General features: G+C 66.9%; 12 protein-coding genes. 6 read left to right on the top strand and 6 right to left on the bottom strand.

Annotated elements, in window-relative coordinates; genetic code table 11:
- Positions 1-176 precede the first annotated feature (176 nt).
- Both ilvD and ACWETB_RS06270 read left to right on the top strand, forming a co-directional pair.
- Complete coding sequence (gene ilvD, locus ACWETB_RS06275) at positions 177-1,886, top strand: dihydroxy-acid dehydratase (RefSeq protein ID WP_452209997.1); 1,710 nt, start codon at positions 177-179, stop codon at positions 1,884-1,886.
- A gap of 144 nt (positions 1,887-2,030) precedes the next feature.
- A complete protein-coding gene (locus ACWETB_RS06270; RefSeq protein ID WP_452209995.1) occupies positions 2,031-3,116 on the top strand; it encodes a DUF2235 domain-containing protein in 1,086 nt (361 codons plus the stop codon).
- Positions 3,117-3,203: 87 nt separating this feature from the next.
- Here the strand turns inward: ACWETB_RS06270 and ACWETB_RS06265 are convergent, their stop codons facing one another.
- Positions 3,204-4,484: a benzoate/H(+) symporter BenE family transporter gene (locus tag ACWETB_RS06265; RefSeq protein WP_452209992.1), complete on the bottom strand. Its 1,281-nt coding sequence runs from the start codon at positions 4,482-4,484 to the stop codon at positions 3,204-3,206.
- A gap of 249 nt (positions 4,485-4,733) precedes the next feature.
- On the opposite strand from ACWETB_RS06265, the gene ACWETB_RS06260 reads away from it, so the two are divergent.
- Entirely contained in the window at positions 4,734-4,949 is a 216-nt protein-coding gene (locus tag ACWETB_RS06260) for a hypothetical protein (RefSeq protein WP_449742776.1), read from the top strand.
- 19 nt (positions 4,950-4,968) lie between these two features.
- Here the strand turns inward: ACWETB_RS06260 and ACWETB_RS06255 are convergent, their stop codons facing one another.
- The 3 genes from ACWETB_RS06255 to ACWETB_RS06245 form a co-directional block, all read right to left on the bottom strand.
- Positions 4,969-5,757: a hydroxymethylpyrimidine/phosphomethylpyrimidine kinase gene (locus ACWETB_RS06255; RefSeq protein ID WP_449742777.1), complete on the bottom strand. Its 789-nt coding sequence runs from the start codon at positions 5,755-5,757 to the stop codon at positions 4,969-4,971.
- Between the two features lie 101 nt (positions 5,758-5,858).
- Positions 5,859-6,344, bottom strand: coding sequence for an SRPBCC family protein (locus ACWETB_RS06250; protein WP_452209990.1), 486 nt, complete (start codon positions 6,342-6,344; stop codon positions 5,859-5,861).
- A 4-nt stretch (positions 6,345-6,348) separates the two neighbouring features.
- On the bottom strand, positions 6,349-6,741 hold the full coding sequence (locus tag ACWETB_RS06245) for an ArsR/SmtB family transcription factor (RefSeq protein WP_449742779.1): 393 nt from the start codon (positions 6,739-6,741) through the stop codon (positions 6,349-6,351).
- Positions 6,742-6,852: 111 nt separating this feature from the next.
- Between ACWETB_RS06245 and ACWETB_RS06240 the strand changes: the two genes are divergently transcribed.
- On the top strand, positions 6,853-7,701 hold the full coding sequence (locus ACWETB_RS06240; RefSeq protein WP_452209988.1) for a 3-hydroxybutyryl-CoA dehydrogenase: 849 nt from the start codon (positions 6,853-6,855) through the stop codon (positions 7,699-7,701).
- A gap of 85 nt (positions 7,702-7,786) precedes the next feature.
- On the opposite strand, the gene fadD5 is transcribed toward ACWETB_RS06240, so the two are convergent.
- The gene (fadD5, locus tag ACWETB_RS06235) at positions 7,787-9,394 is read right to left on the bottom strand and encodes a fatty-acid--CoA ligase FadD5 (RefSeq protein WP_452209986.1); all 1,608 of its coding nucleotides are present in this window, start codon (positions 9,392-9,394) and stop codon (positions 7,787-7,789) included.
- Positions 9,395-9,641: 247 nt separating this feature from the next.
- Between fadD5 and ACWETB_RS06230 the strand changes: the two genes are divergently transcribed.
- Together ACWETB_RS06230 and ACWETB_RS06225 are read left to right on the top strand one after the other, a co-directional pair.
- Complete coding sequence (locus ACWETB_RS06230; protein WP_452209985.1) at positions 9,642-10,874, top strand: methyltransferase domain-containing protein; 1,233 nt, start codon at positions 9,642-9,644, stop codon at positions 10,872-10,874.
- Positions 10,861-11,904 (top strand): polysaccharide deacetylase family protein, encoded by a 1,044-nt coding sequence (locus ACWETB_RS06225; RefSeq protein WP_452209983.1) that lies wholly within the window; start codon positions 10,861-10,863, stop codon positions 11,902-11,904. Before ACWETB_RS06230 ends, ACWETB_RS06225 begins: the two co-directional genes overlap by 14 nt.
- Before the next feature lie 35 nt (positions 11,905-11,939).
- Here ACWETB_RS06225 and ACWETB_RS06220 read toward each other — a convergent pair whose 3' ends face one another.
- Entirely contained in the window at positions 11,940-13,019 is a 1,080-nt protein-coding gene (locus tag ACWETB_RS06220) for an NADH:flavin oxidoreductase (protein ID WP_452209981.1), read from the bottom strand.
- Positions 13,020-13,021 lie beyond the last annotated feature (2 nt).

Raw genomic sequence — 13,021 nt, 5'->3', positions numbered from 1 at the left:
CGGCGATCGATCCGGAGGTGCCAGGTACTTCGTCTGTCGGACAACGAGACTCGCGGCACCGAGGTGCGCTTCTCCGCGTCACCGTAACCGGGGTGTGCCGACGCCGGTGAGGTGGCCGTCGCCGGCGGGGACGAAGGTCCCCCCGACGCCGTTGCGCCGCGCCTAAGGTGGCTTTCATGAGCCACCAGCCCGACGACCGGGTCGACATCAAGCCCCGCAGCCGCGACGTCACCGACGGACTGGAGAAGACCGCCGCCCGCGGCATGCTCCGCGCGGTCGGCATGGGTGACGACGACTGGGTCAAACCGCAGGTCGGGGTCGGGTCGTCGTGGAACGAGATCACCCCGTGCAACCTGTCCCTGGACCGGCTGGCCACCGCGGTGAAGGAAGGGGTGTTCGCCGCCGGCGGATATCCGCTGCAGTTCGGCACCATCTCGGTGTCCGACGGGATCTCCATGGGCCACGAGGGCATGCACTTCTCCCTGGTGTCGCGCGAGGTCATCACCGACAGCGTCGAGACCGTGATGAGTGCCGAACGCCTCGACGGATCGGTGCTGCTCGCCGGGTGCGACAAGTCGCTGCCCGGGATGTTGATGGCCGCGGCCCGACTCGACCTGGCGAGTGTCTTCCTCTACGCGGGGTCGACCCTGCCGGGGTTTGCCACGCTGTCGGACGGCGCGGAACATCAGGTCACCATCATCGACGCCTTCGAAGCAGTCGGCGCGTGCGTCCGCGGGCTGATGAGCCGCGACGACGTGGACACCATCGAACGCTCCATCTGCCCGGGCGAGGGCGCATGCGGCGGCATGTACACGGCGAACACGATGGCGAGCGCTGCCGAGGCCATCGGCATGTCACTGCCGGGCAGTGCCGCTCCCCCGGCACCGGATCGTCGTCGTGACGGGTATGCGCGCGCCAGCGGTGAGGCGGTCGTCGAGTTGTTGCGCCGCGGGATCACCGCCCGCGACATCATGACCCGGGAGGCCTTCGAGAACGCGATCGCGGTGGTGATGGCCTTCGGCGGGTCCACCAATGCGGTGCTGCACCTCCTGGCGATCGCCTACGAGGCGCAGGTCGAACTGTCACTGGAGGACTTCGCCCGAATCGGTGCTCGGGTGCCGCACCTCGCCGACGTCAAACCCTTCGGACGGCACGTGATGACCGACGTGGACCGCATCGGCGGCGTTCCGGTCGTGATGAAGGCGTTGCTTGATGCCGGCCTGTTGCACGGGGACTGCCTGACCGTGACCGGAAAGACGGTGGCGCAGAACCTGGCCGCGGTCGCGCCGCCGGACCCGGACGGAAAGGTGCTGCGCGCCTTGTCGTCCCCGATCCATCCCACGGGCGGGATCACCATCCTGAAGGGATCGCTCGCCCCCGAGGGTGCGGTGGTCAAGTCGGCGGGCTTCGATTCGGACGTCTTCGAGGGCACCGCCCGGGTCTTCGACCGGGAGCGAGCGGCGATGGACGCGCTCGAGGACGGCACCATCGCCGCCGGCGACGTCGTGGTGATCCGCTACGAGGGACCCAAGGGTGGCCCGGGAATGCGCGAGATGCTCGCGATCACTGGCGCCATCAAGGGAGCGGGCCTGGGCAAGGACGTACTCCTGATGACCGACGGACGATTCTCCGGCGGGACCACCGGACTCTGCGTCGGGCATGTGGCCCCTGAGGCCGTCGACGGCGGTCCGATCGCCTTCGTGCGGGACGGCGACCGGATTCGCCTCGACGTCGGTGCGGGTACCCTTGACATCCTGGTCGATGCCGACGAACTTGATTCCCGTGCAGTCGATTTCACTCCCCTCCCGCCGAGGTATACACGTGGGGTGCTGGCCAAGTACATCAAGTTGGTGGCCTCGGCGTCGCAAGGTGCGGTGTGCCGCTGAGGTGTCGCCGGGTGTGCTGACGAGGGTGGATCGCGGCGAATCGAGTAGTCGACTACTCATGTGCCGCTTGCGGTTACGATCCTAGGCTCGTCGCACGACGACGAGCACGTCGCCGGCAGGCATCACCGGACTCGAGGATCTTTCATGAGCAAGAAGATCATCTACTGCTGCGACGGGACGTGGGACGGCCCGGCGACTGACACCAATGTTTATCGGCTGTATACGGCGCTGGTCAAATCCGATGCGCAGCAACCGTTCTACGACGAGGGCGTCGGGCGCGCCGGTGGCTTCCTGTCACGGTTGCGGGGCGGGGCCTTCGGGGTCGGACTGGTGGAGAACGTCCGCGAGGGCTACGAGAAGATCGCCAACTGCTTCGTGCCGGGCGACTCGATCTACCTGTTCGGTTTCAGCCGCGGCGCGTACACCGCGCGCACTCTCGGCGGGATGATTGCCTACTGCGGTCTGCCCGAGGGCCTCGCCACGCCCGATCAGGTGGCGAATGCCTTCCACGCCTATCGCGCGCGCGACGGCAGATCCGCGTGGGCGCAGCGGCCGGCCGACCTCGTCGACGCTCACGTCGAGATGGTCGGCGTGTGGGACACGGTCGGCACGTTGGGGATCCCGGGTGCGTTCTTCGGCTCGCAGGACGCGAAGTATCGATTCCTCGACACTGCGCTGCACCCGGCCGTGCGGGCCGGATACCACGCGGTGGCGATCGACGAGCGACGCAAACAGTTCGCGCCGACGCTGTGGTCACGCGGGCGCGAGGACCAGATCATCGAACAGGTGTGGTTCGCCGGCGTGCACTGCGACGTCGGTGGCGGTGGGCAGATGGCCGGCGGACTGGATGCGATCACCCTCGGATGGATGCTCGACAAGGCGACCCAGCACGGCGTCGAGATCGACCCGGCGTCGACACGGCAGCGCGCTCCCTTGCCGCGGGAGTCCGCGTGCGTGCCGATGAGGCGCTCGTGGAAGGCGTACTGGGGACGACGGATCACCCGCGCCATCGCCCCGCGGGCGGCGGTGGCGAACTCGGCGGAGGTACGGATCATCGGCGACGACGGTTACCGCCCCAAGCAGCTACCGGATCTTGCCGGGCCGAAGGGCACGTTGCTCGATACCCAGGTCGGCCGACGGATGGTGCCGGTGGTCGCGGAGGCGGTGACGGGTGTCGACGCGGTGCGCAGCGCCCCGGTCGGGGAGACCGATGACGCCGACGCGGCGTGAGAGTTCTCGTGATGGCGCGCCCGGGGCTCCTCTGAACGCGGAACGCCTCGGTGCTCACCGGGCGCCGGAGGTGTGCCTGCGTCGGGGTCAGCCGGCGCGCGCCGGCCGGACATCCTCGCGCTCGGCGGCCCACGACACCAGCAGTCCGGCGAGCAGACCCCAGAACGCCGCTCCGATGTTCAGCAGGTCGACGCCGGAGATCGTCACCAGCAGGGTGACCAGCGCACCCAGGGTGCACCGCGAGGAGAACGCGGTGCGAAACGCATTCTGAAGTGCGCCGAGGAGTGCCAGTCCGCCGACAGTCGCCACGAATGCCGCAGGTGTGGCGAGCATCAGGTCGACGAACAGCGGTGCGGCCAGGCCGACGACGATGGCCAGGATCCCGAAGGTCAGCGCCGCGGTGTACTGGCGTTCGCGCTGTCCACCCGCGACCAGCAACGCGTTGGTCGGCCCGGCGAGGCAACTCGACACGGCACCGACGGCGGCCGCCATCCCGGAGAACATGCCGCAGGCGATGGTGACGACGTTGACCGGGGTGCGGTGCCCGGCGGATTCGAGCACGGCCGTGCCCTGCCCGTTCTGGACGACGATCACGGTGATGGCCAGGGGGATGACCAACTCGAGGCAGGCCTGGATGCCGAACTGCGGCGCTTGCAGTGCGGGCGTGGCCAGCCATGTGGTGGGCGTGGTGGCGAGATGGAATCGACCGCTCACCGCAACGGCGAGGGCCCCGGCCACCAGTGCGCCGATGATCGGCGGGATGAATCGTCCCAGCCGCCGGTAGGCCAACAGCACCACGAACACCACGACGATCGGTACGGCGATCCCGGGATCGTCGTCCAGCGACCGGAAGATGTTGATGCCGAACTGCAGGAACACGCCGGCGACCATGGCCATCACGATCGGTTGCGGCAACGCCGACATCACCCGCCGAACCTGCCCGGTGAGCCCGATCGCGGTGATCAGCAGACTGGTCACCACGAAGGCGCCGAGAACCTCGGGCCACGACAGATGCTGCAGCGAGGAGCCGACGAGGACGGTCCCGGGAATGGTCCACGCGAACGCGAGGGGCGTGCGGTAGACCCAACTGGCCAGGATCGTCAGCGCACCGTTGAGTGCGAACACGCCGAAGATCCACGACGACAGCACGGCCCGATCCAGGTGACCCGCAGCCCCGGCGGCCAGAATGACGGCGACCGGTCCGGACGCGGAGAAGATCAGGCCGATCAGGCCGTTGGTGGCGTAGCTCGTGCCAAAGTCGGCGATGATCCGGCGCGGCGTCGGAAGCGGGCGAGGCGGACGTTCGTACGCACCTCCGTCGTCGTGCGGGGCGTGCAGATCGGGGTGGGCGTTGCGGGAGGTGACCATGGCGTGAACCCGAGGCTAGCGACGCGGCGCCCGCGTGAGAATGACCGAGATTCGTGGCATTGATCGGCGTCATCGATCAGTGGTTGCGCCCAGTGCGAGCCGAAACGTGATGTGCCGGATTCCGGGCTTGATGGCATCACGCTCCATGAGGAGAATTGTGTTGCGGCGCATGGCCGTAGCGCTGTGCGGTCGTGGTGGGGATGACAGTGGTCGTGGGCCCGGTGCACGCGACCGGACTTCGCGCACGACGTGGTGCGCCTGGTATCGCGGTGGAAGTATCCGCAGCGTCTGACCGCGTGGGCGATGGGTAACATCCAGACGCTCGCCGACGGTTCGGTGTTCGGGGGCTGGGGCACGACCGGCCACCTCTCCCGGTTCGATGCCCGAGGACACCTCGTCTACGACGCCAACCTCTCAGGAAGCCTGACCACCTACCGCGCGTTCTTCTACCCGACCGGATTGTAGGTCGACGGTGCGGCTCGACTCACGGCCGCGGACACACCGCGTCGAACGGCGCCGACGACGACAGTCGGCTCACGATCCCGCCGTGGGTGAACTCCTTCGCGGTGGCGACGGCGTCGACGATGTCGGCACCCTTGGCGAGTTCGGCGGTGGTGGCGGCGGCGAAGACGCACCCGGCGCCCGACACGCGCTCCTGGCCGACCTTGGGTGCGCGGAGCACCGAGATGGCGCCGGCGTTCCACACGACGTCGACCGCGTCGTCGCCGGAAAGGCCGACACCACCCTTGACGATCACGGTCTGCGGGCCCTGATCGGCGATGCGGCGCGCCGCCTCGGCGAGGTCGTCGACCGTGGTCAGCTCGTCCATGCCGGCCAGTGTTGCGGCCTCGAACAGGTTGGGGGTCACCACCGTCGCCAGCGGCAGGACCTGCTCGCGCAGGGCGTTGTCGGTGTCGAGCGCAGCCCCCGGTTCCTGCCCCTTGCAGATGAGGACGGGGTCGACCACGACGTGACGCCACGTACGACTGCGCAGTGCCTCGGCGACGGTCTCGATCGTCGTGGGCGTACCCAGCATGCCGATCTTCACCACATCGGGTGCGTGGGTGACGGTGGCGGCCTCGATCTGGTCGGCGATGACCGCTGCGTCGACGGGTACGAATCGATGGGCCCACCCGTTGTTCGGATCGAAGGACACGATGCAGGTGATCGTGCCGACACCGTAGGTGCCCAGTTGAGCGAAAGTCCGCAGGTCCGCCTGGAGTCCGGCGCCGCCGGTCGCCTCGGATCCGGCGATCACATACGCGATGGTCATCGGTTCACTCCTCTGCGCTGATCGTGAGGAACCGTGATGGTTCCCCACGATCAGCGTAGAGGTACGCGTGAGGCCGTCGATGGGGTGCGCCGGACCTGCGCTCAGGCCGCGATGAACCCGTCGATCTGGTTGATGGCGCCGGTCGATCCCTCGACGACGCCCATGTCCAAGACCTTCTGGAGACCTTCGGCGGTGTCGAACGTGCTGGTGTACGTGGCGACGGTGGTCCCGTCCCGTTCGGTGAACGTGTAGGTGTTGCGCGATAGCGGGAGGGAATCGATGGGGGTGAAGTCCTCATTGGCGAATCCGTCACGGAAGGTGAAGCCATGGGGTTCGTCGACGGTGTCGACGAGCCAGTATCCGGCGAACTTTCCACCGTCCGGACCGGTCATGTAGTAGGTGACCCGTCCACCTGTGGTGAGGTCGTGATCGACCACGGTCGCCGGGTATTCGGGTGGGCCCCAGATCTTTTCGAGCTGCCGCGGATCGGCGTAGATCTGCCAGATGCGGCTCGGCGGGGCGGCGAACTCCGCGGTGATGGTGAGGGTTCGGGTGTCGAGATCGTGGGTGACGTCGGTGACGGGCATGGTGTCAGTCCTCTTCTGATGCTGGGGGTGTCGGTTGTGGTGATTGCTGGTGATCGCTGGTGGCGTGCGGTGATTCGTCCGCGATCAGGTCGTCGATGCGGGCGATCCGGCCACGCCAGATGTGTTCGAGATCGGTCAGCATGTCGGCGACGGCGCGCACGGCGTCGACGTCTCCGGACGCGAGTTGTTCACGGCCGCGGCGGCGCTTGGTGATCAGTCCGGCGCGTTGCAGGACCGCCACGTGTTTCTGGACGGCCGCGAAGCTCATGTCGTAGGCGGCCGCGAGTGTCGACACCGAATGCTCCCCGGCCAGAACGCGCCGCAGGATGTCGCGGCGGGTGCGGTCGGACAGCGCGTGGAACAGGGCATCGGCCCGGTCCTCGTCGGTGTCGTTCACCTCCCCAATATACAACTGATTGGTTGTACGTTGTCAAGGGTGTGACGTCCTTCGCTGCAGGCGATGTCCTAGGCTGACCACGAGCGATCACCGATCACCTGGAGGATTCATATGACACAGCTCGGAGTTGTCGGCGGCGGCACCATGGGCGCGGGAATAGCCGAGGTTGCCATCCGGGCGGGTGACGACGTACTGGTTCTCGAGCGCGATCAGGAGGCCGCCGACGGCGCGCGGGCCCGCATCGAGAAGTCACTCGGTCGCGCCGTCAGTAAGTCGAAGATCACCGAAGACGATGCCGCACAAGCACTGTCGCGGCTGCACCTGACGACCTCGGTTGCCGACTTCGCAGACCGCGAACTGGTCATCGAGGCATTGCCGGAGATCGAATCGCTGAAGGTCGGGTTCTTTGCCGAACTCGACAAGGTCACCTCGCCGGAAGCGATTCTGGCGACCAACACCTCCTCGATCCCGATCATCCGGATCGCCAAGGACGTCGCCGACCCCTCCCGCGTGGTCGGTGTCCACTTCTTCAACCCGGTGCCGGTGATGCCGCTCGTCGAGATCATCTCCAGCCTCGCGAGCTCACCTCAGGCGATCGAGACCGTCACCACCTACGCCCGCGATCACCTCGGCAAGACGACCATCGCGGCCGGTGATCGCGGCGGATTCGTCGTCAACGCGCTGCTCATCCCGTATTTGGTCAGCGCAATCCGGATGTATGAGAGCGGGTACGCCTCCAAGGAGGACATCGACGCCGGCATGGTCAACGGGTGCGCGCATCCGATGGGCCCGCTGACCCTGAGCGACACCGTCGGCCTCGACGTGGTGCTCGACGTGGCCGAGTCGCTGTTCGACGAGTTCCGTGAGCCGCACCTCGCGCCGCCGCCGCTGCTGCGCCGCATGGTCGAGGCCGGATACCTCGGCAAGAAGACCGGCAAGGGCTTCTACGACTACAGCTGAGGCTCATGCCCGGCGGGGTGGCGCGCCCACTCGACGGGAATGGGCGCCCACTCGACGGGAATGGGCGCCCACTCGACGGGTTTTGTCAGCGATTCAGGCCGATGTCCTTGCTGCCATAGCTCTCTCGCAGGCGGGGCTTGACCACCTTGCCGCCGGCATTGCGGGGCAATTCGTCGACGATGATCAGGTCCTTGGGCTGTTTGAAACGGGCCAGGTTCTCGTCGAGGTAGCCGGCCATGGCGTCGAGGGTCACATCCTCGATTCCCTCGGCCAACACCACTACCGCGACCGGTACCTCTCCCCACTTCTCATGCGCCCGACCGATCACCGCGGCTTCGGAGATGTGGGGATGGCCGTAGAGGACATTCTCGACCTCCGCGCAGTAGACGTTCTCACCGCCGGAAATGATCATGTCCTTGGCCCGGTCCACGACGTAGAGGAAGCCGTCCTCATCCTCGCGCACCAGGTCTCCGGAGTGGAACCACCCACCGCGGAAGGCGTCCGCGGTGGCCTGCGGATTGTCCCAGTACCCCTTCATCAGGTTCGGGCCCCGGTAGACGATCTCGCCGACCTCGCCTGGTTTGACATCGTTCATCATCGGATCGACGATGCGTGCGGTCACCGCGGGAACGACCTTGCCGATCGATCCGATCTTGCGCAGCGCGTCCTTGCCTTCGAGGATGCAGGTGACCGGTGACATCTCGGTCTGCCCGAACGCCGTCATGTTCAATGCCTGCGGGAAACTGTCGCTCATGGCGTTGAGCACGGAGTCCGAAGCCGGCGCCGCACCCCAACTGATGGTGCGCAACTTCAGGTTTCGCGGCCGAGCCTGTTGTGCGGCGCAGACCGCCTGCCACTGCGCCGGCACCATGAACACCGACGTCACACCCTCGCGTTCGAGGGTGTCGAGCATGTCGTCGGGGTCGAAGGCGCCCAGCGGGTGGATCACCGAGGTCACGCCCCGGTAGAAGACCGGCGCAAAGGCGGCCAGGCCGGCGATGTGGAAGATGGGCGGCACCACCGAGGCGACGTCGTCGTCGGTGTGGTCCTGGGCGGCACTGATCGTGGTCACCGCCTGTGCCTGCAGATTTTGGTGGGTCAGCATGGCACCCTTGGGTTTTCCGGTGGTGCCGGAGGTGTACATGATGAGCGCGACGGTGTCTTCGGGGACGTCGACCTCGGGCAGGTCGGCCGACCCGTCGGCGAGCAGCGTCTCGTAGTCGAGGTGCTCAGGATTGTCGCTGCCGCCGACGACGATGGTGGTGTCGATTCCGCCGATCGATGCGTTGACCGCGGCGGCGAGCGGGGCGAGCAGCGTCTCGGTGACCACCACCTTGGCGCCGCTGTTGGTGGCCAGGAAGCCGACCTCTGCCGGGCTCATCCGGATGTTGACCGGGACCGGGATGGCGCCGATCACGTTGGCGCCGAGGACCGCCTCGACGTACTCGGTGCGATTGAGTAGCGCCATCAGGATGCGGTCACCGAACTGCACGCCGTTACGGCTGAGCGCGGCACCGAAGGCCCGACTGCGTTCGTCGAGTTCGCGCCACGTCGTGGTCTGACCCTGGAATCGGAGAGCCGGGCGGTCGGGCGTCATGAAGGCGTGCCGGTGCACCTGGTTGTTCCAGTGGTTACGGCGGGACCGCAGTGGTTCGGTCGTCAGATCGCTCGACGTTTGAGTGCTGGTGGTCAATGAACTCCCCTGACTCTTCTGTGACGCGCGGGCGCCGTGATGTGTGCCCTGGCACACACATTAGAGGGGTGTGGTGGCGGTGGGGGTGGATCGCGAAGGTTGTCGGCGCGCGGTCCCGATCGGCGACGGTGAGCCGGTGAGATAAGGTGACCCTAACTGACGGTGAGCACGTACCCGGCACGCAGCGTTCTTGATCATGTGATCGAGTAAGTGACCGGCGTGACCGGCACATCGAATCGGAAGGTCCATGACAGTTCTGCAGCGCAACCGGAGTGCACTGGTGCAGTCCGTACTCGGTGAGGCCAACTACCGTCGCGTCATTCGGATACTGGCCGAGCGGCGGCAACGCCCCCGAGTCGGAAAGGTGCGATTCGGAGACCTCCGCCGCACCCAGCCCATCTGCCGCGAGTACGGCTTCGAACGCGGCCGTCCCGTCGACCGCTACTACATCGAGAGCTTCCTGGAACGCAGCGCCGACCTCATCACGGGTGCGGTCCTCGAGGTCGGGGAACGCACCTACACCGAGCGGTTCGGTCGCGGGGTGACCCGCTCGGACATGCTGAACATCGTCGAGGAACCCGGCGCCACCTACGTCGACGACCTGACCGACGCGCCGAGTGTGCCGAGCAATACTTACGACTGCATCATTCTGACGCAGACGCTGCAGATGATCTTCGATCTGCCCTCGGCGATCCGAACCATCTACCGCATTCTCAAACCCGGTGGTGTTCTGCTGTGCACCGCGCCGGGGATCAGCCAGATCGCAGATCCGGTGTGGAACTCCACCTGGTACTGGTCATTCACCGAACTCTCGGCGAACCGGCTGTTCGGTCTGGCCTTCCCGCCGGGGAACGTCGACGTCCGAACACGCGGAAACGTGTTGTCGGCCACCACCTTTCTCTACGGCATGGCCGAGGGTGAACTGCGCCGCAGCGAACTCGACGTGGTGGACCCGGAGTACCCGGTCATCATCACCATTGCGGCTCGCAAGGGCGATCTGGGGCAGCGGCAACCGACCGTGCTCGCCCCGGCCGTCGAAGCCGCCACCGAGGCAGCTCTGGCTGACGATGACCCGGCACTGCAGGCGGCGACAGAGTTCCTGAGTGCTGACGTCGGCCCGGTCGGCGCGGGTCCGGGCGAGGCTGCTCCGGTCATCGAGAACTGGGCCGAGGTCGACGTCGCAGACATCGCCGACCGCGTCGGGGGTTCCGGACGGGTGCTGCTGCCGCGGGTGCTCGAACACAACTGGGGGTGGCGGCGCATCATGGCCAACGCCGTGGCCTCCTCCGGTGACCGTCTCGCAATCGTGCTGTCGGTTCCACTCGGGGACAGTGAGATGCGCGTCGACAACGACAAGGCCATCCCCGCACTGCAATTGCCGCGGGAGGAGTTTCTTGCGCACTTCGCCGGCATGACCGTCCGCGAGGACGTCGTCGAATCGGGCGATGGCACCGAGACAGTGATCTATGTCGAGAAGTAGAGCCGCGGCCGCCGCGGTCAGGCGCCGGATTCGGCGGTTGCGGCCGCGCGGCGGGATCCTGATGTATCACTGCGTCTGTGCCGAGGCCTGCGACCCATGGGCGATCTGCATCGCACCCGAGCACTTCGACGATCAGATGGCCGTCCTCGCCGAGGCGCGTGCGGCGGTGCCGCTCGCGGATTTCGCCGACGAGGACGGCTACACGCGGGACGGTTCCCGGCTCGCGGTGACCTTCGACGACGGCTACGTCGACAATCTTCTTGTCGCACTGCCGATCCTGGAGAAGTACGACATACCCGCGACGATCTTCGTGGTCGGCAACGCCGTCGACCGCAGGCGCGAGTTCTGGTGGGATGCGTTGCAGCGGGCGATCCTCGGTCCGACCACTCTCCCCGAGATCCTCGACCTCCCGTTCGGAACCGGCAGGCAGACGTTCACCTCGACCGATGGCTGGGGTGCGGTTGCCGATAGCGCCGGATGGCGTGCCGATGCCGAAGAACCGAGAAACCGGCGGCAACAGCTGTTCCGGACCCTGTGGGATGCCATCGTTGTGCTGGGTCCCGACGAGCAGGACGCGGCCGTCGACCACCTCCTGGAGTGGGCTGGTGAACCCGAGATCGGCGTCAGCTCACGACTTCCGGTGACCGGTGAGCAGTTCGCCGAACTGGCCCGGCATCCGTTGATCACCCTCGGTGGTCACACTCTGGACCACGTCTCGCTCACCGACATGACGTTGCCGGACCGGCACGATCAGATCGACGCGGGTAACCGGTCGGTGTCCGAACTTGCCGACGCGCCGGTGACCCAGTTCGCCTTCCCGTTCGGGCGTTTCGACGCTCCGACGCGAAACCTGTTGCGTGACAGTGATGTCACCGTGGGCTGTACCAGTGTGTCGACACCGGCGACATCTTCGGATGATCGTCACGCGCTGCCCCGACTGCACGCCACGGACATGGACGGCGAGGCATTCAATCGGTGGCTTCGGCGCGATCACGCTGTGCTCGGGCGCTCGGCGGCAACAGTTCTCTGACCTGCGGCGTCGGGGTTCGTTCTGCGGGAACGGATCTAGCGGATGACAAAGTCATCCCACCGGTCGTCGAGATAGTCGACGAAGCGCGGACCGACCGACTCGTTCACGAGGTGACGCTCGGGCACCGGGGTGTCCATCGCCCGGAACTCGTCGTCGGCGGCGACGTGACGGGCGAAGTCGTGATGCAAGATGGCTCCGGTTCCGATCAACACGAAATCGGCTCCGCGCTCCAGGCATTCACGTGCACCCGGTGCGTCCAGTATCTTGCCGGCCGCGCCGAGTCGCGTCGATCCACGTGGGAGGTCGACGAAGTACTCGATCAGGAGGCGGTCGGAATGCTGCTCCTCGTAGGGACGCTTGAACGCATCCCACAGCGAGAGGTCGAGGTAATCCAGTTGTCCGTCGGACAGGACCTCACCGGCCAACGCACGGGCCTCGTCGAGTACGATTCCGTACCTCTCCGGCGAAAGTCGAAGTCCCAGTTGCAGATCCGACGAGGTCGCCGCCCGGATCGCGGCGATGATCTCGTGCACGATGCGGAACCGGTTCTCCGCCGACCCTCCAAAACGGTCGGTGCGGCGGTTGTGCCGGACGTCGAGGAACTGGGCCACCAGGTAGCCGTGGGCGCCGTGGATCTCGACGCCGTCGAAGCCTGCCCGTTCGGCCCGGACCGCGGCGTCGGCGAAGTCGGCGATCACGCGTTCGATCTGGTCGGTGGTCAGCGCGGTCACCCCGCGTTGCGGATCGTCCCACGGCCCGAGCGCCGGCCGACCGGACAGTGCCGGATCGGCGCGACGGCCACCGTGCTGCAACTGCACCGCCGACACCGAACCCGCGGACCGGATACCGGTGGCGAGCCGTCGCAGACCGTCGAGATGGGTGTCGTCGCAGATGCCGAGCTGACCGGGGAATGTCTGTCCCTCCGGACTGACATGCGCGGCGCACGTCATCACCAGACCGAATCCACCCTCGGCGCGGCGAACCAGCCACCGGTATTCGTCGTCGGACAACGTTCCGTCGGCATTGCTCTGCAGGTTGGTCAGCGGTGCGAGCGCGACCCGATTGCGCCACGGGCGACCGTGAGCGAGCTCGAGGGGCGAGCCGAGATACTGCATGG

This window comes from Gordonia sp. NPDC003950, from assembly GCF_053605205.1.
Note: the sequence above shows the minus strand (reverse complement) of the source record. Positions and strands in the feature narration are given on the sequence as shown.